22 protein-coding genes are annotated in these 26,736 nt (G+C 71.0%); 13 read left to right on the plus strand and 9 right to left on the minus strand.

The window, feature by feature from the left end; translation table 11 throughout:
* The first annotated feature begins 15 nt into the window (after positions 1-15).
* Positions 16-1,419: a sensor histidine kinase gene (locus tag ACSHT8_RS33215; RefSeq protein ID WP_436495800.1), complete on the plus strand. Its 1,404-nt coding sequence runs from the start codon at positions 16-18 to the stop codon at positions 1,417-1,419.
* A gap of 1 nt (position 1,420) precedes the next feature.
* Here ACSHT8_RS33215 and ACSHT8_RS33220 read toward each other — a convergent pair whose 3' ends face one another.
* Positions 1,421-2,356, minus strand: a complete 936-nt coding sequence (locus ACSHT8_RS33220) for a TAXI family TRAP transporter solute-binding subunit (RefSeq protein WP_436495802.1) — start codon at positions 2,354-2,356, stop codon at positions 1,421-1,423.
* A gap of 66 nt (positions 2,357-2,422) precedes the next feature.
* Here ACSHT8_RS33220 and miaB point away from each other — a divergent pair, with 66 nt between their 5' ends.
* Together miaB and ACSHT8_RS33230 are read left to right on the plus strand one after the other, a co-directional pair.
* The gene (gene miaB, locus ACSHT8_RS33225) at positions 2,423-3,892 is read left to right on the plus strand and encodes a tRNA (N6-isopentenyl adenosine(37)-C2)-methylthiotransferase MiaB (protein ID WP_436495804.1); all 1,470 of its coding nucleotides are present in this window, start codon (positions 2,423-2,425) and stop codon (positions 3,890-3,892) included.
* Complete coding sequence (locus ACSHT8_RS33230; protein ID WP_436495806.1) at positions 3,889-4,362, plus strand: Rv2732c family membrane protein; 474 nt, start codon at positions 3,889-3,891, stop codon at positions 4,360-4,362. The genes miaB and ACSHT8_RS33230 overlap by 4 nt, the downstream gene beginning before the upstream one ends.
* On the opposite strand, the gene dapF is transcribed toward ACSHT8_RS33230, so the two are convergent.
* The 3 genes from dapF to ACSHT8_RS33245 are packed head-to-tail and all read right to left on the minus strand — an operon-like array spanning position 4,359 to position 6,773.
* Positions 4,359-5,174 (minus strand): diaminopimelate epimerase, encoded by an 816-nt coding sequence (gene dapF / locus ACSHT8_RS33235; protein ID WP_436495808.1) that lies wholly within the window; start codon positions 5,172-5,174, stop codon positions 4,359-4,361. The two genes, ACSHT8_RS33230 and dapF, sit on opposite strands and share 4 nt — an antisense overlap.
* Before the next feature lie 10 nt (positions 5,175-5,184).
* Positions 5,185-6,087: a tRNA (adenosine(37)-N6)-dimethylallyltransferase MiaA gene (gene miaA, locus ACSHT8_RS33240; protein WP_436495810.1), complete on the minus strand. Its 903-nt coding sequence runs from the start codon at positions 6,085-6,087 to the stop codon at positions 5,185-5,187.
* Positions 6,084-6,773, minus strand: a complete 690-nt coding sequence (locus ACSHT8_RS33245; RefSeq protein ID WP_436495812.1) for a hypothetical protein — start codon at positions 6,771-6,773, stop codon at positions 6,084-6,086. The genes miaA and ACSHT8_RS33245 overlap by 4 nt, the downstream gene beginning before the upstream one ends.
* A 1,104-nt stretch (positions 6,774-7,877) precedes the next feature.
* Here ACSHT8_RS33245 and ACSHT8_RS33250 point away from each other — a divergent pair.
* Complete coding sequence (locus ACSHT8_RS33250; protein ID WP_436502242.1) at positions 7,878-9,143, plus strand: DUF349 domain-containing protein; 1,266 nt, start codon at positions 7,878-7,880, stop codon at positions 9,141-9,143.
* A gap of 187 nt (positions 9,144-9,330) precedes the next feature.
* Here ACSHT8_RS33250 and ACSHT8_RS33255 read toward each other — a convergent pair whose 3' ends face one another.
* Complete coding sequence (locus ACSHT8_RS33255; protein ID WP_436495814.1) at positions 9,331-10,578, minus strand: MFS transporter; 1,248 nt, start codon at positions 10,576-10,578, stop codon at positions 9,331-9,333.
* Between the two features lie 69 nt (positions 10,579-10,647).
* On the opposite strand from ACSHT8_RS33255, the gene ACSHT8_RS33260 reads away from it, so the two are divergent.
* The 3 genes from ACSHT8_RS33260 to ACSHT8_RS33270 all read left to right on the plus strand — a co-directional run bounded on the left by ACSHT8_RS33260 (position 10,648) and on the right by ACSHT8_RS33270 (position 13,853).
* Positions 10,648-11,151 (plus strand): ArsR/SmtB family transcription factor, encoded by a 504-nt coding sequence (locus ACSHT8_RS33260; protein WP_436495816.1) that lies wholly within the window; start codon positions 10,648-10,650, stop codon positions 11,149-11,151.
* 85 nt (positions 11,152-11,236) lie between these two features.
* Complete coding sequence (hflX, locus tag ACSHT8_RS33265; protein ID WP_436495818.1) at positions 11,237-12,688, plus strand: GTPase HflX; 1,452 nt, start codon at positions 11,237-11,239, stop codon at positions 12,686-12,688.
* 148 nt (positions 12,689-12,836) lie between these two features.
* Positions 12,837-13,853 carry a hypothetical protein gene (locus ACSHT8_RS33270; RefSeq protein ID WP_436495820.1) on the plus strand — a complete coding sequence of 339 codons (1,017 nt, stop codon included), beginning with the start codon at positions 12,837-12,839 and terminating at the stop codon, positions 13,851-13,853.
* Here ACSHT8_RS33270 and lexA read toward each other — a convergent pair.
* On the minus strand, positions 13,850-14,560 hold the full coding sequence (gene lexA / locus ACSHT8_RS33275; protein ID WP_436502243.1) for a transcriptional repressor LexA: 711 nt from the start codon (positions 14,558-14,560) through the stop codon (positions 13,850-13,852). The two genes, ACSHT8_RS33270 and lexA, sit on opposite strands and share 4 nt — an antisense overlap.
* A gap of 294 nt (positions 14,561-14,854) precedes the next feature.
* On the opposite strand from lexA, the gene ACSHT8_RS33280 reads away from it, so the two are divergent.
* The 6 genes from ACSHT8_RS33280 to ACSHT8_RS33305 all read left to right on the plus strand — a co-directional run bounded on the left by ACSHT8_RS33280 (position 14,855) and on the right by ACSHT8_RS33305 (position 21,870).
* Complete coding sequence (locus ACSHT8_RS33280; protein ID WP_436495822.1) at positions 14,855-15,286, plus strand: LysM peptidoglycan-binding domain-containing protein; 432 nt, start codon at positions 14,855-14,857, stop codon at positions 15,284-15,286.
* 397 nt (positions 15,287-15,683) lie between these two features.
* A complete protein-coding gene (nrdR, locus tag ACSHT8_RS33285; RefSeq protein WP_436495824.1) occupies positions 15,684-16,157 on the plus strand; it encodes a transcriptional regulator NrdR in 474 nt (157 codons plus the stop codon).
* A 112-nt stretch (positions 16,158-16,269) separates the two neighbouring features.
* Positions 16,270-19,098: a vitamin B12-dependent ribonucleotide reductase gene (locus ACSHT8_RS33290; RefSeq protein ID WP_436495826.1), complete on the plus strand. Its 2,829-nt coding sequence runs from the start codon at positions 16,270-16,272 to the stop codon at positions 19,096-19,098.
* 102 nt (positions 19,099-19,200) lie between these two features.
* Entirely contained in the window at positions 19,201-20,094 is an 894-nt protein-coding gene (locus ACSHT8_RS33295) for an RNA polymerase sigma-70 factor (protein ID WP_436495828.1), read from the plus strand.
* Between the two features lie 13 nt (positions 20,095-20,107).
* Positions 20,108-20,815, plus strand: a complete 708-nt coding sequence (locus ACSHT8_RS33300) for an SDR family oxidoreductase (RefSeq protein ID WP_436495830.1) — start codon at positions 20,108-20,110, stop codon at positions 20,813-20,815.
* Positions 20,816-20,901: 86 nt separating this feature from the next.
* Positions 20,902-21,870 (plus strand): neutral zinc metallopeptidase, encoded by a 969-nt coding sequence (locus ACSHT8_RS33305; RefSeq protein ID WP_436495832.1) that lies wholly within the window; start codon positions 20,902-20,904, stop codon positions 21,868-21,870.
* Positions 21,871-21,888: 18 nt separating this feature from the next.
* On the opposite strand, the gene ACSHT8_RS33310 is transcribed toward ACSHT8_RS33305, so the two are convergent.
* From ACSHT8_RS33310 to ACSHT8_RS33320, 3 genes are read right to left on the minus strand one after another with little or no spacing between them, the layout of a single operon-like run.
* Positions 21,889-22,917, minus strand: a complete 1,029-nt coding sequence (locus ACSHT8_RS33310) for a DUF2293 domain-containing protein (RefSeq protein ID WP_436495834.1) — start codon at positions 22,915-22,917, stop codon at positions 21,889-21,891.
* Entirely contained in the window at positions 22,914-23,726 is an 813-nt protein-coding gene (locus ACSHT8_RS33315) for an SWIM zinc finger family protein (protein ID WP_436495836.1), read from the minus strand. The genes ACSHT8_RS33310 and ACSHT8_RS33315 overlap by 4 nt, the downstream gene beginning before the upstream one ends.
* Positions 23,719-26,736, minus strand: coding sequence for a DEAD/DEAH box helicase (locus ACSHT8_RS33320; protein ID WP_436495838.1), 3,018 nt, complete (start codon positions 26,734-26,736; stop codon positions 23,719-23,721). The genes ACSHT8_RS33315 and ACSHT8_RS33320 overlap by 8 nt, the downstream gene beginning before the upstream one ends.

The following is a 26,736-nucleotide window of genomic DNA, read 5'->3' on the forward strand; positions in this document are numbered from 1 at the left end:
CTGGGGAGGTAGTTCGTGCGGACGCGCTTGTTGGGCATGGTGTGGTTCCTGGTCGCCCTGTTGGTGTTCGGCCTCGGGGTGCCGTTGGCGCTGTCGGTGGCGGGCGCCGAGCAGCAGCGGCTGTTCCTCGACCGGCTCACCGACACCACCCGGTTCGCGTCCATGGCCCAGCGCCCGCTCACCGACGCGCGCCCGGAGTCGATGCGGGAGGAGTTGCAGCGCTACGCCGAGCTGTACGGCATCGACGTCGTCATCGTCGACGCCGACCGCAACCCGGTGGTGAGCTCGGCGTCGCCGGGCGGACCGGTGCCCGCCGACCTGGCCGACCCCGAGGTGCTCGAACTCATCGACGCGGCCCTGGCGGGCAGGCGGCCCGCGCCGGGGCCGCTGCTGTTGCCGTGGGACGCCGAGCCACTGGTGCTGGCGGGCCCGGTGCTGGTCGACGGCGAGGTGCGCGGGGCCGTTGTCTCGGTGTCGCCGACCGATCGCAGCCGGTCGCGGATGCTGTGGTGGTGGCTGCTCATCGCCGCGGGCGGCGTGCTGGCCTTCGGGCTGGCGCTGATGCTGGCGGTGCCGGTCATCCAGTGGATCCTGCGGCCGGTCCGCAGGCTCGACGAGGCCACCGGGTCGCTGGTGGCCGCCGTGGTCAGCGGCCGGGAGGCCGAGCGGGTCGGCGGCGCCCACGGGCCGCCTGAGCTGCGCAAACTCGGCACGTCGTTCGATCAGATGGCGGCCAGCGTGGGCGACACGCTCGCCGCGCAGCGCGCCTTCGTCGCCGACGCCTCCCACCAGCTGCGCAACCCGCTGACCGCGCTGAAGCTGCGCCTGGTCAACCTGGAAGGCCACGTCGACAGCGAGGCCGAGACCCACCGGGTCGCCGCGTCCGCCGAAGCCGACCGGCTCAACCAGATCCTCGACGAGCTGCTGTCGATGGCCAGGGCCGAGGGCGCGGGCGGCGAACTCGTGCCCACCGACGTCGACACCGTCGTCGCCGAGCGGGTCGCCGACTGGCGGGTGGTCGCGGTGTCCCGTGACATCGCCCTCAACTGCGTCGGCGCCGCGGGCGACACGTGGGCCATGTCCCCGCCGCGCGGGGTCGACGGCATCCTCGACGCGCTGCTCGACAACGCGCTGAAGTTCACCGGGTCGGGCAGCGCCGTGGAGGTCAACGTCGACCTGGTCGGGCCCTGGGTCCGGCTGTCGGTGCGCGACCACGGGCCCGGCCTCAAGGTCGACGAGCTGGAGCGCGCCACCGACCGGTTCTGGCGCAGCCACAGCCACCAGAACGTGCCCGGGTCGGGCCTGGGGCTGGCGATCGTCAGCCGGATCGTGGCCAAGGCCGGTGGGGAACTGCGCCTGGACCTGCCCGAGGGCGGCGGCCTGCGGGTGACCGTCGACCTGCCCGCCGACCGCCTCTGAGTCAGGGCTTGCGGTCGCGGAAGTAGCGGGCCGCGCCGGGGTGCAGCGGGAGCGGGTCGGTCTCGATGGCCGAGTGGATGTCGATCGACAGCGCCGCCCGGCTGGCCGCGATCAGGATCTCGTGGGAGTCGAAGAGCCCGCGGACCAGCGCCTCGGCGACGTCGTCGGTCATCGCGTCGGTGACCAGCAGGAAGTTCGGCACGGCCAGGGTCGTCACCGGCCCGCCCGCGAGGTTGTAGGTCGTCACCGGGATCGACGCGGTGTTGTAGACCGGGTACTGGTTGCGCATCGCGGGCATGTCGTCGGTGAGGTCGAGCAGCCGCAGCGGCACGACGCTGGCCAGGTCGGTGATCGCCAGCGTCGGCAAGCCGCCGGACCAGAAGAACGCGTCGACCTCGCCGCGCTTGAACGCCGCGATCGCGTCGGTGAGGCCGAGGTCGCGCGTGGTCAGCGCGCCGGGGACGGCCAGGCCCGAGATGGCGAGCAGCCGGTTGGCGATGAAGGCGACCCCCGACTCGGGCGAGCCGATGGCCACCCGCATGCCCCGCAGACCCGCGAGGTCCTGGATCGGGCCGTCGCCGCGGACCACGACGTGCAGGTAGTCGTCGTAGATGCGGGCCAGCGCGCGCGGATGGCGGACGCCGGTGGTGGGGCGCGCGGCCACGTCGGCGGCGCTGAAGGCGATGTCGGCCTCACCGGCGCACAGCTTGCGCAGGTTCTCCGGCGACCCGCTGGTCTCCAGCACCTCGGGCCGGTCGATCCCCAGCTGCGTCTGCCACGAGCCCGCCAGCGACACCGACAGCTTGTGGTAGACCCCGGACGGCGAACCCGCGGCGATGCGCAGCCGCACACCCTGGAACTCGCTGTCGCATCCGGCGAGCAGACCCGCGACGCTGAGCAGCGCGAGCAGGATGCCGCCGAGCCGGGTCCGTGCCATGCGCCGATGGTGCCAGAAGCCTGCCTTCGGCGGGGCGCAGGCGGCCGCGTACCCTCGGACAGCGAGATGAGCGCGCGCACCTATGAAGTCCGCACCTACGGGTGCCAGATGAACGTCCACGATTCCGAGCGGCTTTCCGGCCTGCTGGAGGACGCTGGCTACGTCGCCGCCGACGGCGGGCGAGTGGCCGATGTCGTCGTGTTCAACACCTGCGCCGTGCGGGAGAACGCCGACAACAAGCTGTACGGCAACCTCGGCCACCTCGCGCCCGCGAAGACCGAGAACCCCGCGATGCAGATCGCCGTCGGCGGCTGCCTCGCGCAGAAGGACCGCGGCGAGATCCTGCGCCGCGCGCCCTGGGTCGACGTCGTGTTCGGCACCCACAACATCGGCTCGCTGCCCGCGCTGCTCGACCGCGCCCGGCACAACCAGCGCGCCGAGGTGGAGATCCTGGAGTCGCTGGAGGTCTTCCCCTCCACGCTGCCCGCCCGGCGCGACTCAGCGCACTCCGGCTGGGTGTCGATCTCGGTGGGCTGCAACAACACCTGCACGTTCTGCATCGTCCCGTCGCTGCGCGGCACCGAGCGCGACCGGCGGCCCGGCGACATCCTCGCCGAGGTCGAGGCGCTGGTCGCCGAGGGCGTGCTCGAGGTGACGCTGCTGGGGCAGAACGTGAACTCCTACGGCGTCGAGTTCGGCGACCGGTTCGCCTTCGGCAAACTGCTGCGCGCCTGCGGCGAGATCGACGGCCTGGAGCGGGTCCGGTTCACCTCGCCGCACCCGAAGGACTTCACCGACGACGTCATCGCCGCCATGGCCGAGACGCCCAACGTATGCCACCAGCTGCACATGCCGATGCAGTCCGGCTCCGACAAGGTGCTGCGCGACATGCGCCGCTCGTACCGCTCGGCCCGCTACCTGTCGATCATCGAGAAGGTCCGCGCGGCCATGCCGGACGCGGCGATCACCACCGACATCATCGTCGGCTTCCCCGGCGAGACCGAAGAGGACTTCCAGGCCACGCTGGACCTCGTCCGCCAGTCTCGCTTCGCCAGCGCGTTCACGTTCCAGTACTCCAAGCGCCCCGGCACGCCCGCGGCGACCATGGACGAGCAGGTGCCCAAGCCTGTCGTCCAGGAGCGCTACGACCGGCTGATCGAGCTGCAGGAGCAGATCTCCTGGGACCTCAACAAAGAACTCGTCGGCCGCACGGTCGAGGTCGTCGTCGCGACGGGGGAGGGGCGCAAGGACGCCGACACCCGCCGGATGAGCGGCCGCGCCCGCGACAACCGGCTCGTCCACTTCTCGCCGGAGGGCGCCGACCCGCGCCCCGGCGACGTGGTCGAGACCGTGATCACCTACGCCGCGCCGCACCACCTCGTCGCCGACGGCCCGGTCGTGTCCCACCGCCGCACGCGCGCCGGTGACAACCACGAGGCGGGCATCCGGCCGAAGACGTCCGGGGTCGGCCTCGGCCTGCCCGCCTTCGGTGTCCCCGCCCCGCTCCCCGAGTCGACAGGCTGCGCCACCTCATGACCGAAGACGACGTGACCGGCCTGCGCCGCGAGATCGACGCCGTCGAACACAAGATGTCCCGCACGGTCGAACTCGGCGGGCGTGCCGTGGTCATCTCCGTGGCGGTGTTCGTGCTGATCATCGGCTACCTGCTGCCGTGGATGGGCTCGGCGTCCGGCTGGGACGTGCTGCTGCACCAGGGCGACGCGGCGGGCAAGGCGGGCATGGTCCCGCGCCTGTTCGCGGCCACGTCGCTGGCCTTCGGCGTCGGCGCGTCGGCGCTCGCGCTGATCACCCGACGCTGGGGCCTGACCTGGGTGTGCGCGCTCGGGTCGTGGTTCGCCTCGGTCGACGGCCTGCTCGCCATCTGGACGCGCCAGTCGTCGGCTGGGCTGACCTCGCCCGGCCCGGGGATCGGGCTGATCATCAGCGAGGTCGCGATGGTGACGCTGGGCGTGCTCTGGTTCCGGACCGCCTGGTCGCGCGACTAGAGCGAATCCCACCAGGCCTGGTCGAGTTCGCCGCTCGCGACGAAGACCGCCGGGCCGGTGAGGGTGCTGGAGTCCTCGGTGATGGTGACGTGGACCGTGCCACCGGGGATGTGCACGGTCAGTTCGCCTTCGCCGCCGAGCGCGGCCGCCGCCGCGGCCACGGTGCCGGTGCCGCAGGAGCGGGTCTCGCCGACGCCGCGCTCGTGCACCCGCATGTGGATCTCGCCGGGGGCGCCGGGGACGATGAACTCCAGGTTCACGCCCTTGGGAAAGACGGCCCTGTCGAACGCGGGCTGTTCCTTCAGGTCGAGGGCGTCGAGGTCTTCGACGACGGACACCAGGTGCGGGTTGCCGACGTCGATACCGGTGCCGGTGAAGGTCTGGCCCGCGACGGTCGTGGTCGACTCGCCGAGCCTGCGCACGGGGCCCATGTCTATGGTCACGTCACCGTTGGGGTGCACCACGACCGGGCGCAGGCCCGCGCGGGAGCCGACGGGGAACTCGGCGGTGTCGACCAGGCCCGCGTCGCGCAGGTAGCGGGCGAAGACGCGCACGCCGTTGCCGCACATCTCGGCGATGGAGCCGTCGGCGTTGCGGTAGTCCATGAACCAGACGTCGCCGTCGATGTCGGCGGGCGCGTCGGGGAGGGCTTTGGTGCGCACGACCCGCAGGACGCCGTCGGCGCCGAGACCGCGCTGACGGTCGCAAAGGGCCTGGACCCGGCTGTCGGTCAGGTCCAGTTCGCCGTCGGGGTCGGGCAGGATCACGAAGTCGTTCTGCGTGCCATGCCCCTTGAGAAACGCGATCGCCACGGTCCTAAGGCTACCGGTCGAGCAGGGCCGTAGCGGCGTCGACCAGGTCCGGGCGGGCGGCGTCGAGCCAGGTCACGCGCTTGTCGCGGCGGAACCATGATCGTTGCCTGCGCACGAAGCGACGGGTGGCGCGGGCGGTCTCGGCCGCGGCGGCGTCGAGGTCGTGGTCGCCGTCGAACGCGGTGAGGACCTGCTGGTAGCCGAGCGCGCGGGAGGCCGTTCGGCCCTCCCGGAGGCCCTGGTTCTCCAGTTCCCGCACCTCGTCGGGCAGCCCCGCCGCGAACATCCGCTCGACACGCAGGTCGACGCGCTCGTCCAGCGCTGCTGGGTCGCGGTCGAGTCCGATCAGGACCATCCCGTAGCGCGGCGGCCCCGGCTTCGGCATCGTCGCCGAGAACGGCCTGCCGGTGAGGGCGATGACCTCCAGGGCCCGGACGATCCGCCTGCCGTTGGTCGGCAGGATCGCCTCGGCGGCCACCGGGTCGGCTGCTTTCAGGCGCTCGTAGAGCCGGGCCGGGCCATGGCGGTCGAGTTCGGTCTCCAGGTCGAGGCGGATGTCGGGATCGGTGCCGGGGAAGTCGAGGTCATCGATGACGGCCTGGACGTAGAGCCCGGAGCCACCGACGAGCACGGGCACCCGGTCGCGGCTGATGAGGTCCTCGATGGTCGCGCGGGCCTGCCGCTGGTAGGCCGCGACGGACGCCGTCTCGCGGACATCCAGGACGTCGAGCTGGTGGTGGGGGACGCCCCGGCGCTCCTCGACGGTGATCTTGGCCGTGCCGATGTCCATGCCCCGGTAGAACTGCATGGCGTCGGCGTTGATCACCTCACCGCCCAGCAGCTCGGCCAGGGCCACGCCCAGGTCGGACTTCCCGGTGGCAGTCGGCCCGACCACCGCGACGGCCCGCGTCACGCAGGCTCCCAGACCGCGAAGTGGTAGGCCACGCCGAACGGGATCAGCAGGCTCGACTCGACACACCGCCACGGCCTGCCGTCCTTGGCGATGGCCCCCGCGAGAACCTGCCACGGCGCCCGCCCAGCCGCGCCCAGCTCGTCGGCGGTCTTGGGGTCGAGCGCCAGGAGCTTGTCGAGGTCGACGTTGGCGAACGCGTCTCGGACGGCGCTGTCGAACTCCTCGGCGCGGGCGTCGGGCCTGCCGACCGCCCGGTCACCATGCCGGTGCGATCCGTCGCCGAGGACGAGCAGGGCCGTGTCGGGGATGGCCGCGCCTCTGGCCAAGCATTCGGCGGGCGGCAGGTCGGGGGACACCAGGTCCATGTGGACGTCCTGGGCCCCCACCTGCCGGCGAAGCCACCCCGCGACCAGCGCGGGCAGCGGCATGTCGGGGTCCGCGGGCTGATTCTCGGCGTCTTCGCCCAGCTCAACCCGCACGTCGACCCCGAAACCGGCGAACGTGCCCGCCCTGGCCGAAGTGGGCTCCCCGGCCCCGACAACCCACCACCGCCGCGCGACCTGCGCGAGGTCCTTGGCCACGGCGAGCGCCGCCGCCCGGACCGCCGCCACGTCGGCGTCGTCCCCGGCGACCAGCTCGGGGACCAGAAGAGGAGGATTGGGGAGCACGGCGACACGGGAGATCACGCGGCCGAGATTACTGTCCGTCGAACAATCTTGCCGTTGTCGGCCCACGGACGGCCGAGTTTGCGGCACCATGATGACCATTGCGGCCCTCGGAGTACCCAGGCGGCGCCTGACCTGTTTGAATGCGCGCGGGTAAAGCCGCACGGCCCGAGGCCGTACGCACAGTGCTGGGCCCCGCCGCGAGCGGGGCGCCCGTGGGAACACGGGCAACGCAGGCGGGAGGAGCCGGCCATGACGGACAGGGACATGAGCGCCGAGACGGTGACGGAGCACGACAACGGCGCACTGCATGCCGCGACCACCGAGACGACGGGAGTTCCGCCCGCCGCCTCACCCACCGCCCCCGGAGCCGCGGAGGAAGTCCCGACCGCGCCCGAAGCCACGGGCGCACCCGCCCCCGAGGCAGACTCCGCCCCCGCTGAGCAGGCCCCGGCCGCCCCCGAGCAGCCCGCCGCCGAGGCCACCGGGGAGCCCGCCGCAGAGGCGGCGGCCGAGCCCGCCCCGGCCGCTGAGTCCGGCGCTGACCAGCCCACCTCCACCGACCCCGCCGTGGCCCAGCCCGCCACCGCCGCAGGCGAGCCCGCCGCGGCTGCGCCTGCCGCCGGGACCGGCGCCGCTGCGGCCACCGAGCCCGTTGCTGAGGCCGAGTCGGCCACCGCTGCCGAGCCCGCCGCCGACGCTGCCTCGGCCGAGCCCGCCGCCGCGGAGGCCGCCGTGGATGCCGGGTCCGGCACGGTGGCCGAGGCTCCTGTGCCTGCCGCCGACGCTGTTCCTGCTGCCGCCGAGGCCGCTGTCACGGCGGATGCCGGTACCGAGGCTCCTGCGGCTGTCGCCGCGACGGATGCCTCGGCCGAGCCTGTCGCCGATGCCGAGGTTGGGTCCGACGTGGCGGCTGTCGAGCAGGGCGGTGCGGATGCCGGCACCGAGGCGGTGCCCGCAAGCGTTGGTGGCGATGCCGCGGCTGAGTCCGTGAGCGCCGCTCCGGTCGAGGCGCCGAAGCCGGTGCCGGTGAAGCCGTCGGCGTTGCCGACCGCGATTCCCAAGGCCACCCCCGCCCCGAGCGCCGCGCCCGCGGCGCAGGCGCCTGCTGCCGCGCCGGTCGCGGTGCCGGTGCCCGCGCCGGTTGACGCGTTGCCGCCGGTGGCGCACGCGTCCGCTGACCCGGGCAAGTGGGGTCGGGTCGACGAGGAGGGCACTGTCTTCGTCAAGACCGCCGACGGTGAGCGCGCGGTCGGGTCGTGGCAGGCCGGTGAGCCCGCCGAGGGCCTCGCGCACTTCGCGCGGCGGTTCGATGACATTCGGACTGAGGTCGAGTTGCTGGAGACTCGGCTCGCGTCCGGGTCCGGGGACCCCAAGCACGCCGCGACCAACGCCAAGCACATCAAGGACAGCCTGGCCGAGGCGCACGTCGTCGGTGACCTGGTTGGCCTGGAGGCGCGGCTCGACCAGGTGATCGCGCACGCCGCGGTGGCGCTGGACCACGCCAAGCACGCTCGTGAGGAGGCCCGGGCCGGGTCGATCGCGCGCAAGCAGCAGCTGGTCGAGGAAGCCGAGGCGATGGCCGAGGAGTCGACGCAGTGGAAGGTCGCGGGCGACCGGCTGCGCGGCATCCTCGACGAGTGGAAGACGATCAAGGGCGTCGACCGCAAGACCGACGAGCAGCTGTGGCGCCGGTTCTCCAAGGCCCGGGACACGTTCAACCGTCGTCGCGGCTCCCACTTCGCCGACCTCGACCGGCAGCGCGCGACCGCGAAGGGCCGCAAGCAGGAACTGGTCGACGAGGCCGAGCGCCTGTCCGAGTCGGACGACTGGGGTCCGACCGCGGGCCGCTACAAGGAACTGATGCTCGAGTGGAAGGCGGCGGGCCGCGCGCCCAAGGACGCCGACGACGCACTCTGGCAGCGGTTCCGCGCGGCGCAGGACAAGTTCTTCAGCAGGCGGTCCTCCGTCTTCGACGAGCGTGACGCCGAGTTCGCCGAGAACGCCAAGCTCAAGGAAGACCTGCTCGCCGAGGCCGAGAAGATCAACCCGCAGGGCGACCTCGACGCCGCCCGCGCGCACCTGCACAAGATCCAGGAGCGCTGGGAGGAGATCGGCAAGGTCCCGCGCGAACGCATCCGCGAACTCGAGGGCAGGCTCCGAGCCGTCGAGGAGAAGGTCCGCACCGCCACCGACGCCCAGTGGCGCCGCACCGACCCCGAGGCCGAGGCCCGCGCCGCCCAGTTCCGTGAGCGGGTCGAACAGTTCGAGGCCCAGGCCGCCAAGGCCCGCGCCGCGGGCGACAAGCGCCGCGCCGAACAAGCCGAGGCACAGGCCGCCCAGTGGCGCGAGTGGCTCGCCGCCGCCGAGCAGGCGGTCGCGTCCCGCTAGTCCGGGTTCGGGTGAAGGCCATCGTCGGGGATACCCCGGGGGTGGCCTTCTCTCGTTGGGGATGGGTTCTTGGTTGCCTCCTACGGTTCGGTGGGGAGCCGCGGTCGGCGATCGCTGCCGGTCAGGTGGAGTCGGCGGTGACCAGGTGGGGCTTTCCTCTCTGTCGTGGTTGAGCGGGCCCGGGTGGTCAGGGGGTGGGGGACGGCTCCGGGGCCGAGGGGGTGTCGCGTAAGGCGCGTAAAGGGGACAGGACCACCCAGAGCGAGGACGCGAGCCAGCCTGAGACGGCGACCCACAGGGTTTCGCGGACGCCGATGGTGGAGGCGAGGGTTCCGCCCAGGAGAGCGCCGAGGGGCAGGGTGCCCCAGACGATGAAGCGGACGCTGGCGTTCATCCGGCCGAGAAGGTGGTCGGGGCAGATTGCCTGACGGAAGCTGACTTGGGCGATGTTGTAGATCACCGCCGCGAAGTTCACCATCAGGAAGCCGACGATCAGCAGGGCCATCGGCCAGCCGGGGGTGGCGAGAGGGATCAGGAAGCCGAACGGGGTGCTGGCCAGGGGGACTAGCCAGATCGCGCGGGCCGTGCCGATGGCGGCGTTGACCTTCGTCGCGAGGACGGCGCCGATGATGGAGCCGATTCCTGCCAGGGCCATGACCAGGCCGATCTGGCCGGGCGTCAGGCCGATGGTCTTCGCGAGGAACAGGACGAACACCGCGGTCTCCACGCCGAAGAACAGGTTCCACGACGCCGTGCACAGCGCGATCGGGCGCAGGTAGCGGTTGTGGACGACGAAGCGCAGGCCCTCGACGACCTCGGCGCGGAGGTGGCGTTCGGGTGGGCGGTGTGGGGCGGGTTCGACGGCCTTGATCCGGCTGAGCATCAGGGCTGAGGCCAGGTAGCCGACGCCGGTGGCGAGCATGGCGTTGGCGGCGCCGATGACCTGGCTGAGGGCGCCGCCCGCGGCGGGGCCGCTGAGTTGGGCGACCGACTGGCTGGCCTGGAGCTTGGCGTTGCCCTCGATGAGGTGTTCGCGGCCGACCAGGGACGGCAGGTACGCCTGGTAGCCGATGTCGAAGAACACCGTGCACGCGCCGACCAGTAACGCGACCACGACGAGTTGGCTCAGCGTGAGCCAGCCGAGCCAGCCCGCTAGCGGCACGGTGAGCAGCAGGGCCGCTCTCGCGAGGTCCATGCGCACCATCAGGGGTTTTCGGCGCATCCGGTCGATCCACGCACCCGCTGGGAGGCCGATGAGCAGGAACGCGGCGGTCTCGGCCGCGGTCAGCACGCCGAGCTCGAACGGGGTCGCGTTCAGCACGGCGATCGCGAGCAGGGGGAGCACGATCTGGCCGATGTTGGTGCCGAACTGGGCGATCGTGTCGCCGATCCAGAGGCGGCGGAAGTCGGGGTGGGTGTGCAGGGCGGTGGTCATGATTCGAGGGTGCCTGAGTGATTGGAAAGCGTCAATCGGTTATCCACAGGCGTGATCTAGGCTTGCGCGGTGACCGAGAAGCGGGAGGCCACCCCGGCCGAGCTCGAGGCGTTGGGCTCGGCGATCCGGCTGCGCATCATCCGCCTCGCCTACCAGCGTCCACTGACGAACAAGGAAATCGCCGAACGCCTGGGCAAGGATCCGGCGACGACGCTGCACCACGTGCGGAAACTCGTCGCCGCGGGATTTCTGGAGGCGATGCCGGAACGGCGGGGCAACCGGGGCGCCAAGGAGATCCCGTACCGGGCGGCGGGCGTGTCCTGGGGATTGAGCTTCCGCGACGACGATCGGGTCGGCCTCGCCGAGGCCATGCTGCAGGCGTATCTGGGCGAGGTTTCCGACGCCGGCCTGGGCAAACTCCTCCAGACCAGGCTGGTCGTGCAGATCGACGAATCGGCCAAGGCGGAGCTGATGGACCGCATCGAGGCGGTGCTCGACGAGTTCGTCCAGCGGCCCCTCGAACCCGGTGCCGAGCGCACCGCCGTGTACGTGGCGTTCTACCCCGGGGAATAACCGGGTCGAATTGGTCGCTCAGACGTGCGACCATGGAATGACGGAATCGACCGATTCCCCGCGACACGAAGGACGGGTCAACCAGGTGACAGAGGAATTCACTCAGCAGGACATCAACGGCGCGGTGGCCGACCCGGCTGAGCTCTCCCTCGGTGATCTGGAGCGGGAAGAGCGGTCTTCACTACGCCGAGTAGCCGGTCTGTCGACCGAGCTCCAGGACATCACCGAGGTCGAATACCGCCAGCTGCGACTCGAACGGGTCGTGCTGGTCGGGGTCTGGACCGACGGCTCCGCGCTGGAGTCGGAGGCCTCGCTCGCGGAGTTGGCCAGGCTGGCCGAGACCGCGGGTTCCGAGGTGCTCGACGGACTGGTCCAGCGCCGCGACAAGCCGGACTCGGCCACCTACATCGGCTCCGGCAAGGTCAACGAACTGGCCGACATCGTGCGCTCGACCGGCGCGGACACGGTGATCTGCGACGGCGAGCTCTCGCCAAGCCAGCTGCAGCAGCTGGAGGCGCGGCTCAAGGTCAAGGTCATCGACCGCACCGCGTTGATCCTCGACATCTTCGCCCAGCACGCCCGGTCCCGGGAGGGCAAGTCCCAGGTCGAGCTGGCGCAGCTGCAGTATCTGCTGCCGCGCCTGCGTGGTTGGGGTGAGACGCTGTCCCGCCAGGCCGGTGGTCGCGCGGGCGGCGGCAACGGTGGTGTGGGTCTGCGTGGTCCCGGTGAGACCAAGCTCGAGACCGACCGACGGCGCATCCGGGCCAAGATCTCCAAGCTGCGCAAGGAGATCAAGGCGATGTCGACCGTCCGCGACACCAAGCGCGGGCGCCGGGTCGCCAACGAGATCCCGAGCGTGGCCATCGCCGGCTACACCAACGCGGGCAAGTCGAGCCTCCTCAACGCCCTTACCGGCGCCGGGGTGCTCGTCGAGGACGCGCTGTTCGCCACCCTCGACGCGACGACTCGCCGCACCGAGACACCCGACGGCCACACCTACACGCTGACCGACACGGTCGGGTTCGTGCGCCACCTGCCGCACCAGCTGGTCGAGGCGTTCCGCACCACGCTCGACGAGGTGGCCGACGCCGACCTGGTCCTGCACGTGGTCGACGGCGCAGACCCGATGCCGGAGTGGCAGGTCACGGCTGTGCGCGAGGTGCTCAACGAGATCGGCCACCGGCGCGATCTGCGGATGCCGCCCGAGCTGGTGGTGGTCAACAAGGTCGACGCGGCCAGCGAGTTCGCGCTGGCCCGGCTGCGCCACCTGCTGCCCGGCGCGGTGTTCGTCTCCGCGGCCACCGGGCAGGGCATCACCGAGCTGCGCGAACGCGTGGGCGAGCTGCTGCCCCGGCCGAGTCAGGAGGTCGACGTGCTCGTGCCCTACGCGCGGGGCGAGCTCGTGGCGAGGGTGCACCGCGAGGGCGAGGTCCTGTTCGAGGACCACACCGAGGCGGGCACGCAGCTGCGGGCCAGGGTCAAGGCCGACTTGGCGGGCGTGCTCGAAGGGTTCGCCGTCAACGGCACCTCGGCCTGAATCAGCACAGAGTGACATCGGCGGCCCGGAGTGATCCGGGCCGCCGACGCACATCCGGGTGAACGCGACGCGGCCGGACACGTCTTAGCTGTTGTGAGCCTCCCGGCGGCTACCGTGGGTGGGGGTAGTCGTCGACTGGGAGGTGCCTGTGCGGGCGTTGGTGACCGCTGCGATCGTGGCTGGTCTGCTGGGATGGGGACCAGCGGTCGCGTCGGCCCAACCGAAGGCGGCCGACGCGTGCGTCACCGCGGACAAGCGGCTGGGTGAGCTGTCCGGGCTCGTGTCCGACGGCAAGCGCTGGTACGCGGTCAACGACGGCGGCACCAAGTCGACGGTCTATGTGCTCACCAAGGACTGCAAGGTCGAGAAGGTGATCAACGGCCCGACCGACCCGTTCGACGTCGAGGACCTCGCCCGCTCCGCCGACGGCACGTTCTGGCTGGCCGACACCGGCGACAACGACAAGAAACGCGAGACGGTCGCGCTGATCTCGCTCACCGCGGACGGCAAGACCAAGATCCACCGGCTGACCTACCCGGACGGCGCCCACGACACCGAGGCGCTCGTGCTCGACCGCTCCGGCACGCCGTATCTGCTCACCAAGAACCCGTTCGGCCGCGCCGACATCTACCGCCCGACCGCGGCGATCGCCAGCCCCGGCCCCACGAAGCTGGAGAAGGTCGGCACCGTGCAGCTGACCAGCACGGATACCCAGGGCGGCCCGGTCAACCCGGCCATCGGCTCGGTGGTCGTGACCGGGGCGGCGTCCAACCAGGACGGCACCGTCGTGGCACTGCGCACCTACACCGACGCCTACCTGTACCCGGTGCGCGACGGCGACCTGCTGGGCGCGTTCAAAGCGACTCCCGTGCGCGTCCCGCTGCCCAACGAGAAGCAGGGCGAGGCGATCGCGCTGGAGCCCGACGGCACGCTGGTGTCGGCGTCGGAGGGCGTCGGGCAGCCCGTGCGCACCGTGACGGGCGCGGCCGCCCTGGTGGCGCCGAAGCCTGACTCCGCGGGCGGCTCGCAGTCGAGCGGCCAAGCGGCGGCCGCGTCAGGCTCCGGCGACAGTGGACTGTCCACACTCCCCGCCATCGGGTTCACCGTGGTGGCGGTCGGCGGCATCCTGCTCTACATGCACCGCCGATCCGCCAAACGCCGTTAGAGACGGCGCAGAACCGCGACGACCTTGCCCAGGATGGTGGCCTCGTCGCCGGGGATCGGCTCGTAGGCGTCGTTGTGCGGCAGCAGCCACACGTGGCCGTCGCGCCGCTTGAACGTCTTGACCGTGGCCTCGCCGTCGATCATCGCCGCGACGATCTCGCCGTTGTTCGCCGTCGGCTGCTGGCGGACCACGACCCAGTCGTCGTTGGCGATGGCGGCGTCGATCATCGAGTCGCCCGCGACCTTGAGCATGAACAGCGATCCCTCGCCGACCAGCTCCTTGGGCAGCGGGAACACGTCCTCGACGGCCTGCTCGGCCAGGATCGGCCCACCGGCGGCGATGCGGCCGACCACCGGCACGTACGTCGGCTTGGGGCCCTGGTCGGCCTGCTCGATGAGCACCGGGGCGATCTGCTCGCCGCGCAGCTGCGCGGGCGTCGCGTCGGCCGGGAGCACCCCGATCGCGCGCGGGCGGTTCGGGTCGCGCCGCAGGTAGCCCTTCTCCTCCAGCGCGCGCAGCTGATAGGCCACTGAGGACGTCGACGTCAGGCCGACGGCCTCACCGATCTCGCGCACGCTCGGCGGGTAGCCGAAGCGCTGCACCCACGACCTGATGACCTCGAGCACCTGACGCTGCCGCAGCGGCAGCTCGTTTCCGTCCGGCGTCTGGTCCAGCTCGGGGAAACTGCGCACGTTGCCCCCCGACAAGGGCTTCCGCTTCGGTGCCCCTGCGGGCTTGCTGCCACTCGTGCCTGCCACTGCGCTGCCTCCCTGCGAACCCGGGACGAGGCTCGTGTCCCGGCGGTGGATCGTCTTCGATCTTCTCCGACATCGACGTTAGTCCGCCGACCTGGGCAGATCAAACACCTGTTCGAGCGACACGCCGATCGGGTATCGATTTTGTCGGTGGCGGGTGGTAGACATTCGCACGGGCGTTCGATCGAACGGCCGTTCGAGGAGGTTGCGATGGCGGCGACACTAGCATCCAGGTCAGTCGGCTCGGTGACGAGCCGATCCGTGCACGTGGCGGCCCCGCCGGTACCCGCGCTGCGGCCCGCGCGGCCCATCGGCCAGGGCAGGCTCCGACCGCCCACGCGCAGGCGTCGGGTCAACGCCCCGCACGTCGTCGCCGCGCCGGAGTGCACCCCGCGGCCTGCTCCGCTGCCGGTCATCGTGCTGCTGAGCGTCGCGACGGTCGTCGCGCTCGCGTTCCTCGGCCTCGGCGCGTTCGCCGGATCGATGGCGGGTGCCGACGTGCCCGCGACGACGACGGTCGTCCGGGTCGAGCCGGGCGAGAGCCTGTCGGAGTTGGCCGCCAGGATGGCGCCGGACAGCGACGTGGCCGCGGTGGTCGTCAAGATCCGGGAACTGAACAATCTTGACGGGTCCGCCGTCCGGGTCGGGCAACCGCTGACGGTGCCCTTCTCCCGCTGACCCGACCGCGCGACGGGTGTCGCGTATCCCACAGCTCCGCGTGCTCTTCCCGAGTCCCCGCATGCCGCCCGGCGTGTGGGGACTCTGTCGTTCACCGGCTCGATCAGGCGAGTTCATGAATCAGCCGAACGGGTGAATAACTCGGCTCACCGTGATGTTGGAACTACTGCACGTTGATGTCACGACCGCTCGGGTGGCGACGGCCTGTCGAGTTGCATGATCTAGCGTCTAGGCATACGGTCGACCCCAACATCTAGTAGTTACGCCGTTGTAGTTCGTCCACAGGTTGGGGTGAGTTATCCACCCCTTATCCACAGATCGATCACCAGATGTGGTCGTGGGCGGCCGTCAAGCGGCCACTCGGATGGTCGGAGCAGGAGAGGGAGGATGAGATCCGATGCGATGTCCGTTCTGTCGCCACTCCGACTCCCGGGTCGTCGACTCGCGTGAGGTCGACGAGGGCCAAGTCATCCGCAGGCGCCGGTCGTGCGCGGAGTGTGGCCGCCGGTTCACCACGGTCGAGGAGGCGGTCCTCGCGGTGGTCAAGCGGTCGGGCGTGACCGAGCCGTTCAGCCGGGACAAGGTGGTCACCGGGGTGCGGCGGGCCTGCCAGGGCAGGCCGGTCGACGAGGACCAGCTGCAGCTGCTCGCGCAGAAGGTCGAGGAGTCGATCCGGGCCACAGGCAGCGCCGAGATCCCCAGCCACGAGGTCGGCCTGGCCATCCTCGGACCGCTGCGCGAACTCGACGGCGTCGCGTATCTGCGCTTCGCCAGTGTCTACCGGTCGTTCTCGTCGGTCGAGGACTTCGAGAAGGAGATCGCCGACCTGCGCGCGGCGATGGCGGGCGAGTCGCTGCCCGATGAGGACTAGGCGCGGATCCCGCGGGCGCGGGACCAAGAACCACAAGCTACGGCCGCATCGGACGGGGAGCCCGGACGTGGCCACACCAGTACAGGCCAGTGATGAGGAAGAGGGACTTGTCATGACCGAAACCGTGGGGACCCCCGCGGCGAGCGCGCGCGCGGAGCGCAACGGCTCGCCGAAGCGCGGACTGCGGGTCGAGCGCGTCTACACCACCGAGGGGGTGCATCCCTACGACGAGGTGACCTGGGAGCACCGCGACGTGGTGATGACCAACTGGCGTGACGGGTCGGTGAACTTCGAGCAGCGCGGTGTCGAGTTCCCCGACTTCTGGTCGGTGAACGCCACGAACATCGTGACCAGCAAGTACTTCCGCGGCGCGGTGGGCACCGCGGTGCGCGAGCACTCGCTGCGCCAGCTGATCGACCGCGTGGTGAAGACCTACGTCGCCGCTGGCGTCAAGCACGGCTACTTCGCCACCACGGCCGATGCCGAGGTCTTCGAGCACGAGCTGACCTGGATGCTGCTGCACCAGGTGTTCAGCTTCAACTCCCCGGTGTGGTTCAACGTCGGCACCAGCTCGCCGCAGCAGGTCAGCGCGTGCTTCATCCTCGCGGTCGACGACACGATGGACTCGATCCTCAACTGGTACAAAGAAGAGGGGCTGATCTTCAAGGGCGGGTCGGGTGCGGGCCTGAACCTGTCGCGGATCCGCTCGTCGAAGGAACTGCTGTCCTCCGGCGGCACGGCCTCCGGTCCGGTGTCGTTCATGCGCGGCGCCGACGCCTCCGCCGGGACCATCAAGTCCGGCGGCGCGACGCGGCGCGCGGCGAAGATGGTCGTGCTCGACGTCGACCACCCCGACGTCGAGGAGTTCATCGAGACCAAGGCCCGCGAAGAGGCCAAGATCCGCGTGCTGCGCGACGCGGGCTTCGACATGGACCTCGGCGGCTCCGACATCACGTCGGTGCAGTACCAGAACGCCAACAACTCGATTCGCGTGTCGGACGAGTTCATGCACGCCGTCGAGTCCGACGGCGGGTTCGGCCTGCGCTCGCGCACCACCGGCGAGGTCATCGAGAGCGTCGAGGCCAAGTCGCTGTTCCGCAAGCTCGCGAAGGCCGCGTGGGAGTGCGCCGACCCGGGCATCCAGTACGACGACACGATCAACGCCTGGCACACCTGCCCGGAGTCGGGCCGGATCACCGCGTCGAACCCGTGCAGCGAGTACATGCACCTGGACAACTCCAGCTGCAACCTGGCGTCGCTGAACCTGATGAAGTTCCTCGCCGACGACGGCACGTTCGACGCCGAGACCTTCGCCAAGGCCGTCGAGATCGTCATCACCGCGATGGACATCTCGATCTGCTTCGCCGACTTCCCGACCGAGCCGATCGCCGACACCACGCGCAAGTTCCGCCAGCTGGGCATCGGCTACGCCAACATCGGCGCGCTGCTCATGGCGACCGGCCACGCGTACGACTCCGAGGGCGGCCGGGCGCTCGCCGCGGCCATCACCTCGCTGATGACCGGCACCGCGTACCGCCGCTCCGCCGAACTGGCGGGCGTCGTCGGCCCGTTCGAGGGCTACGCCCGCAACGCCGAGTCCCACCAGCGGGTCATGCGCAAGCACGCCGCGGCAAACGACCTGCTGCGCACCCACCACTCGACCGACGCCGCCGTGCAGCGCGTGGCGACCCGCGAGTGGCAGGCCGCGCTGGAGATCGGCACGCGCGACGGCTGGCGCAACGCGCAGGCCAGCGTGCTCGCCCCGACCGGCACCATCGGCCTGATGATGGACTGCGACACCACCGGCATCGAGCCCGACTTGGCCCTGGTCAAGTTCAAGAAGCTCGTCGGCGGCGGCTCGATGCAGATCGTCAACCAGACCGTGCCGCGCGCGCTCACCTCCCTGGGCTACCAGGACGAGCAGGTCGAGGCCATCGTCGAGTACATCGCCGAGCACGGCCACGTCGTCAACGCGCCGGGCCTGCGCAAGGAGCACTACGAGGTCTTCGACTGCGCCATGGGCGAGCGCTCCATCGCGCCGATGGGCCACGTGCGGATGATGGCGGCCGTCCAGCCATTCATCTCCGGCGCGATCTCCAAGACGGTCAACATGCCGGAGGCGGCCACTGTCGAGGACGTCGAGGAGATCTACTTCCAGGGCTGGAAGCTGGGCCTCAAGGCGCTGGCCATCTACCGCGACAACTGCAAGGTCGGCCAGCCGCTGTCCGCGGGCAAGGGCGCCAACAACGGCACGACGGCCACCGCCGAGCCGGAGAAGGTCATCGAGTACCGCCCGGTCCGCAAGCGCCTGCCGAAGAAGCGCCCGTCGCAGACGGTGTCGTTCACCGTCGGCGGCGCCGAGGGCTACCTGCACGCGGGCTCGTACCCCGACGACGGCCTCGGCGAGATCTTCGTCAAGCTCGGCAAGCAGGGCTCGACCCTGGCGGGCGTGATGGACGCGTTCTCGATGTCGATCTCGGTGGGCCTGCAGTACGGCATCCCGCTTGAGTTCTACGTCTCGAAGTTCCAGAACCTGCGCTTCGAGCCCGCCGGGATGACCGACGACCCGGACGTGCGCATCGCCACCAGCGTCCTGGACTACCTGTTCCGCAGGCTGGCCCTGGACTACCTGCCGTACGAGAAGCGCGCCCAGTTGGGCGTCTTCACCGCCGACGAGCGGTCGGCCCAGGTGGCCGCGGACTACAGTGGACAGTCTGATGTGGACCTGGAAGGTCTGCGGACGACGGTCGACGCGAGCCCGCGGGCGACGATCGAGGCGGCCGAGGACAAGCCGGAGGCGCACAGCTCGACCGAGCTGCTCGAACTGCACCTGGGCAAGGCGGCGGACGCTCCGCTGTGCATGACGTGCGGCACGAAGATGCGTCCCGCCGGTTCCTGCTACGTGTGTGAGGGCTGCGGCAGCACTTCCGGCTGCAGCTGATCCAGGTCGAACCGAAGGGCCGGGAGTCTTCTGACTCCCGGCCCTTTCGGCGTGATGGCCGTGACACAGCCGGTGACGTGTCGACCGGGCAGGATCGAGGGTGTGGACGGGGTCGACGAGTTCGAGGCGCAGCGGTCGCGGTTGTTCGGGATCGCCTATCGGATGTTGGGGTCGGCGGCGGCGGCCGAGGATGTCGTGCAGGACGCCTACCTGCGGTGGCTGCGGGCGGATGACGTCGAGCAGCCGAGTGCGTGGTTGGCGACGGTGGTCACGAATCTCTGTCTCACCGAGCTGACGTCCGCCCGGGCCAGACGCGAGCGGTATGTCGGGCCGTGGCTGCCGGAACCGGTCGCGACCGGCGACGGTGTCCTGGGGCCGGTCGATACCGTTGAGCAGCGCGAATCGGTGTCTTTCGCGCTGCTTGTGCTGCTGGAGCAGCTGAGTCCGGTCGAACGCGCGGTGTTCGTCCTCCGCGAGGCCTTCGCCTATCCGCACGCCGAGATCGCGGGAATCCTCGGGCTGAGTGACGCCAACTGCCGCCAACTTCACCACCGGGCCAAGCGCAGGCTCGACGGACATCGGCCGCGCGCATCCGCCGAGCGGGACCACGTGCTGGTGGAGCGGTTCTTCGCCGCGGCCCAACTCGGGGACGTCGAGGCGTTGGAGCGGCTGTTGGCCGACGACGTCGTGTCGTGGGCCGATGGGGGCGGCAAGGTCAACGCGGCGCGCAGGCCGGTGGTCGGGGCGAATCGGGTCGCGCGGTATCTGGTCGGGCTCTTCTCCCGGCTCATCACGGCGACCGAGGTCGCGGTGGTCGAGGTCAACGGGGACATCGGGGTGTTCGGCCGCGACGAGAGCGGTGCGTCCGGGCTGTTGGTGCCGCAGATCGACGACGGCAGGGTCGTCGCGGTGCGGATCGTGGCGAATCCGGACAAGCTCGGGTTTCTGCTGGGCCAGCTGTCACGTTCCGGCGAGCTGTCCGGTCTTCAGGGATGACACTGGAGGAACCATGACCATTCTTGTGACCGGCGGCACGGGCGTGCTCGGCCGTGTCGTAGTGCGCCAACTCCGCGAAGCTGGGCGGGACGTCCGTTCGGCGAGCCGGAGCACGACACCGTCCGTCGACCTGCTCACCGGCGATGGCCTGGCGGCCGCGATGGACGGAGTGGATGTCGTAATCCACTGCGCGACAACGCTTGGACGCAAGGACATCCGGGCCACGGAGAACCTGATCAGCGCGGCTAACGGCGCCCACCTTGTCTACATCTCCATCGTGGGCGTCGACCGGATCCCGCTCCCGTACTACAAGGCCAAGCTGGCGGCCGAGCGGCTGGTCGAGCAGTCCGGCCTGCCGTGGACCGTCCTGCGGACAACGCAGTTCCACGACCTGCTGGCCAAAATCTGGGAAGTGCAGCGGCTACCCGTCGTGTTCACCCCGGCACTGCGGTTCCAGCCCGTCGACACCGAGACCGTCGCCGCGCGGCTCGTAGAGCTGGCGGCGGGCCCGCCTGCCGGACGGGTCGACGACCTGGGTGGACCCAAGATCGAACAGGCCCGTGACCTGGCCAAGGCGTATCTGCGGGCCAAGGGCAGCCGCAAGCCGACCGTGCCGTTCCGCCTGCCCGGCCGCACGTTCGCGGCGTACCGGCGGGGCGACCATCTGGTGCCGGACCACGCCGGCGGCCGGGGCTTCGACGAATTCTTGAGTCAGACCTGACCAGGGCGGCGTCTATGATGTGATGGCCGGTTCGGGGGGACCGTTCGCGCGCGTGCGTGGCGGCCGTCCAACCTGAGGTGGGGGGAATGAGCAGTCCGGAGGGTGAGCCGCGCCCGGAGCCGGTGTTACCACCCAACTACAACGAGATCTTCCTGTCGCAGGTCTCGGTGGTCACCCTCGCGCCGCCGCCGCGCAAGAACTCGCCGTTCGTGCTGGTCGCGGTGCTGAGCATCGTGCTGGTCGGGGTGCTGACCATCGCGGTCGCGGGCAAGATCACCTCGGGCGGAACCGAGACGACGATCGAGGGGCACGCGCTGGCCGTGGGGGAGCAGCCCATGGCCGACCAGCCGAAGGCCGACCTGGGCACGCTCGCCGACGTCGCGGCCAACAAGCTGCTCACCCCCGGCGCGCCGCTGCCGTCGGTCGACTGCGCGCTGCCTGAGCTGGGCACCGAGGCTGGCGAACTCGACGCGTACTACCGCATGGGGATCGCCTGCCTCGACCAGGCGTGGCGTCCTGTCCTGACCGCCGCGGGCCTGCCATTCCGCAGCCCCGGGCTCAACATCGACGACTCCCCGCGCAGCAAGTGCGGCTTCGCGCCAGGTGAGGAAGAGGCGACCGCGTTCTACTGCGCGCGCGACAAGGTCATCTACATGCCGCGCAAGCGGTTGATCCGGGACGCGGGGGAGGAGACCGCCTACCACCTCGCCGTGCTGGCCCACGAGTACGGCCACCACGTGCAGGCGCTGTCGGGCATCCTCGGCGCGGTCAACGAGCGGGAGCGGCAGGCCGACGAGGACGAGACGCTGGAGCTGTCGCGGCGGGCCGAACTGCAGGCGAACTGCTTCGCGGGCATGTTCCTCGCCGCGGTGTCCGGGCGCGGGTCGGTCGACGCGGACTTGGCGGAAGAGTCCGCGGAGAGCTTCGAGGACACGCAGGGCACCGACACCCACGGCACGCGCGACAACCAGCTCACGTGGGCGAAGGCCGGGTTCGACGGGAAGTCCAGCGCTTCGTGCAACACCTGGTCGGCCCCGGCGGACAGCGTTAAGTAGCACAGTCAAATAGGTTGGTTAGGCAGAGCGCCATTCGGCGAGGACGCGTTCGATGTCGTCGCGGATGCGTTCGCGGGCCTCCGCACGCGGGACACCGGCCATGAGCATCGCGTCGTACCCGGTTTCCTCGTGCCGGATCGCGGCGACGACGGCGAGCGTCACCGCGCCCTCGTCGAGCGCGCGGCCCGCCGCGGAACGGCCGACCCGCCCGCTGCTGCGCGTGCCCGCGTGTTCGGCGATCGCCTGCGCGCGGTCGGCGGCGAGGCGGGGGAACAGGGCGACGATCCGTGCCGCGAACGCCGCCTGGAACTCGACGTCCTGGGCCGCGCGGCGTTCGCGGTCGCGCGCCTTGCGGCGTTCGCGCAGTTCCTCGTCGGCGAAGCACTGCTCCTCGGCCGCCTCCAACGCGGCGTGCTCGACCAGCAGACCGCACCGCTGAAAGCGTTTGCGCGACTTGTTCCACTTGACCACGATCGCGGCGAGCCCGCTGGCCTTGTGGGCGCGGCGGGTGAGCGCGGTGTCGCCGGACGGGAGGAACACGAGGTGTCCCATGTCCGCGCAGTCGACGCACACCGGCAGGTCGTTCTCCAGGAAGTGGAAGTCGCCCGTGTCGCGGCACAGCGTGCAGTACCAGTGCTTGTCCTGCTGGATCACGACAAGGTCCGGCACCTTCTGCTGCTTCGCGAGCACCTTCTCCCGGCGTGCCGGGGGCAGCGACGGGTCTGTCCAATGTGTCCGGTAGAGCTTGTCGTCGCCGGAGGTGAACCGCAGCGACCGGCGGTCGCGGGTCGCGGCGACATAGTCGACCGCGGACTCGGTCAGGCCCTTGTCGCGCGCCCATTGCGCCAGGATCGCCACGGCCTCGGCCAGCCGGTCGGCGGACACGGCCGCGACTTGGTCCAGCTGGTCCGTGCGGCCCTGTTCCCACGACTCGACCACGCGCCCGCTCAGCCAGCCGAGCCCGGCGAGCACGTCGATCGGCGCGACGTACTTCTTGCGCGCCAATAGTTCCTCGGCGACGGTCGCCACGCGGACAGCCAGCCTCACGAGCCCTCCGCCATCGTCCGGTAGGCGGGCCGGAAGAACTCGACGAGCGGCTTGCCGCGCACGATCACCCGCAGCGGGTCGAGCTGGTCGAGCAGCGCGTCGGGTCGGTCGGCGGCGATCGGCGCGTCACCCGTGCGCGGCGACGGCTTGCCCCAGAACGTGTCGAGCACCGAGGCAAGCGGCTCGCCGCGGTCGACCTCGACCGGCGCGGTGCTGTCGCGCAAAGAACGCAGGTGGTCGAGCAGTTCCTGGCGGCCGCGGCCGCGCCAGGCCAGGATCTCGAACGGGTCGGCGTCGAACGACTCGGCCAGCAGGTAGCACGCGGCGGCCAGGTGTTTGCACGGCACTTCCCAGTCGGGGCAGGAGCAGTCCATCGACAGCTCGCGCGACGAGTCCGGGAACAGGGACACGCCGACCTTGGCGAAAGCCTCCTCGATGTCGGCGGGCATCTCGCCCGCGAGCAGCTTCGCCATGAACAGCGCCTGCCCGGCCAGCGCCTTCTCCACCTCGATCCACTGGTCGGGGGTGAACGACTTGATCCCGATGCGCACGCGGTACGGCTCCGGCCGCGACCCCTGCACGGTCGCCACGACGATGCTCGTGGACAGCGACAGGCTCAGCACCTGCCCGGCGCGCGCGTAGCGCTTGCCGCGTTCGAGCCGCCCGCCCATGCCCAGCGACTCAAGGACTTCCAGGAACCTGCGTGACCACCACGTGCGCGCGATCTCGCCGTGCTGGCTGCGGGTGCGGATGCCGTTGTCGACGCGGATCGTCTTCGTCGGCTCGGTGCGCCACCATTCCTCACTCACCGACGGCCTCCGCGGACAGCGTCACCAGCTCGCGCAGCTCGGCGGTGGACAGCTCGGTCAGCCAGTCCTCACCCGCGCCGACGACGAGCTGGGCCAGCGCTTTCTTCTGCTCGATCATCTTGTCGATGCGCTCCTCCAGCGTGCCGATGCAGACGAACTTGCGCACCTGCACGTCGCGCCGCTGGCCGATGCGGAACGCGCGGTCGGTCGCCTGGTCCTCGACCGCCGGGTTCCACCAGCGGTCCAGGTGGATGACGTGGTTGGCCGCGGTCAGCGTCAGACCGGTGCCGCCCGCCTTGAGGGACAGCAGGAAGATCGACGGCCCGTCGCCCGCCTGGAACCGCTCGACCATCGCGTCGCGCTGCTTCTTCGGTGTGCCGCCGTGCAGGAACAGCACGTCGGTGTCGAACCGCGCGGACAGGTAGGGGACGAGCATCGAGCCGAACCCGGCGAACTGGGTGAAGCACAGCGCGCGGTCGCCCTCGGCCAACGCCTCTTCGAGGATTTCCTCCAGCCGCGCGAGCTTGCCGGAGCGGCCCGCGATGCGGGAGCCGTCACCGAGGAACTGCGCCGGGTGGTTGCACACCTGCTTGAGCTTGGTCATCGTGGCCAGCACCAAACCCTTGCGCTGCACGCCTTCGCTCTCGTCGATCTTGCCGAGCATGTCGTCGACGACCGCGCGGTAGAGCGTGGCCTGCTCGGTCGTCAGGTTGCAGAGCTGCTTCATCTCCAGCTTGTCCGGCAGGTCGTCGATGATCGTCGGATCGGTCTTGAGCCTGCGCAGCACGAACGGGCCGGTGACCCGGCGCAGCCGCGCGGCGGCGTCCTCGTCGCCGTAGCGCTCAACCGGAACCGCATAGCGCGCGCGGAACTTCGTCAGCGGACCGAGGAGGCCGGGGTTGGCGAAGTCCATGATCGACCACAGCTCGGCCAGCCGGTTCTCCACCGGTGTGCCCGTCAGCGCGACGCGGTGGCGGGCGGACAGCGACCGGATCGCCTGGGCCTGCCGGGAGGCGCTGTTCTTGATGTTCTGCGCCTCGTCGAGCACGATCCGGTCCCACGTCAGCTCGGCCAGTTCCTCCGAGTCGCGGGCGGCCAGCGCGTAGGTGGTGATCACGAGGTCGGCGTCGGCGACCGCGTCGGCCAAGGCGAGGCCGGTCATCCGGTCGGCGCCGTGGTGCACGTGGACCCGCAGTCCGGGCGCGAACTTCTCGGCCTCACGCTGCCAGTTGCCGACCACCGACATGGGACACACCAGCAGCGTCGGCGGTCGCGGGGTCATGCGCGAGACCGTTTCCAACGCGAGAAGCTGGACCGTCTTGCCGAGGCCCATGTCGTCGGCGAGGCAGGCGCCGAGGCCGAGGCGGTCGAGGAACGACAACCAGGCCAGGCCGCGCCGCTGGTACGGCCGCAGTTCCGCGCCGAAGCCAGGGGGAGTCTCGACCGGCTCCAGGGTGGCCTCGGCGGTGCCGCTGAGCAGGTCGGCCAGCCAGCCCGTGCCACCGATCCCGAGCACCGGCACCGGGAACGCGTCGTCCTCCGAGGGCATCCCCGCGAGGTCGATCACCTCGCCCGCCGTCATCTGGCCCGAGCCCGAGCGTTCGAGGAACGCCAAGCCCGCGGCGAGCCTGCGCTGATCGAGGTGGACCCACTGGCCGCGCACCTTGACCAGCGGGACCTTCGCCTTGGCCAGTTCATTCATCTCGTGCTCGCTGAGCGTCAGATCGCCCAGCGCGAGGTCCCAGCGGTAGTCGACCAGCTCGTTCTTGCCCAGCACGGTGTTGCGCGTGACCGTGCCCGCGGCGCCGCGCGACGTCGTGGTCAGGCGCAGACCGATGCCGGACGACGCACGCCACCAACTCGGCAGCAGCACGCCGAACCCGGCTTGGTCGAGCGCGGGGGCGTGGCTGAGGAACCGGTGGGCGCCTTCGGTGTTCACCTTCATCCCACGCGGCCGCGACTCGCGCAGGGCGATGTCGAGGTCGGGGAAGATCCGGCCCGCGCGGGCCAGGTCGGCGATCAGGAGTTCCTGCGGCCTGCTCACCCAGCGGTGCAGCACGCTCTCGCCGTCCCAGACCTGGTCGGCCGGGATGAGCACGCTCGGGTCGTCGGCGGCCTGGAGCAGGAACTCGATCTCCCAGTCCTCGGCCTGCGCGGGCGACTTCAACCGCAGGCACGTGCGGACCGGCGCCTCGCGGACCGCGGCGGACCGCCACGTGTCGAGCTGGCGCGCGAGGACGTCGATCAGGCTCGGGTCCGCGTCCATTCGCGGGTCTTCGACCAGCGCGTGCAGCAGGGCGCCCGAGGCTTCCTCGACCGCGCGGAAGCCGCCGGGCGGGGCGATCGGGTGATCGGCGAGCCGGACCCGCACTGCCGCGTCGACCAGCGAGTCGAGCAGGTCGCGCAGGATGTCGTCGGCGGCGCGGCCGTCGAGCAGGTCGGGTTCGTGCTGCTCGGCGCGCAGGACCGGCGGCATGCTGTCGCGCAGCCGGGCGAACCGGGCCGCGTCGACCCCGGACAGCACCGGCCGCCAGCGCGCGGCCGGGCCATCGGGTTCGGCCACGATCGCGGGCAGCACGCGGCCCCGGTCGACCAGATCCTCGGCGAGCGCGGCAACGGTCGCCACGAACCGGACGCTCGACCCGGGACGCACGTCGTCGGCGTGGTCGAGCAGCCGGGGCAGCTCGGCGGCCAGCGCGCCCGGGTCGCAGCCCAGCACCGGGACCCGCCACGGCCGCAGCGTCACCTCGCCCCGCAGCTTCGGGTGGTCGGCCAGCGGATCGCGGACCAACTCGGGCGAGTCGACGGGCGCGGAGGGGCGCGACGGCAGCAGCACCGGCAGGGTGCGCGCCTTGGCGGTGACCCCCAGCCGGTCGGCGAGGCCGTCGGTCGGGACGGCGAACGGGTGGGCGCGGTCGGACCGGCCCGCGCGCTTCGGCGCGAGATCCGAGTCCTCAGCCCACAGCGCCACCTCTCCCGCGGCCGTGGCCAGACAGTGCAGCGCCAACAC

This window comes from Actinokineospora sp. HUAS TT18 (assembly GCF_051364635.1).
Taxonomy (GTDB): domain Bacteria; phylum Actinomycetota; class Actinomycetes; order Mycobacteriales; family Pseudonocardiaceae; genus Actinokineospora.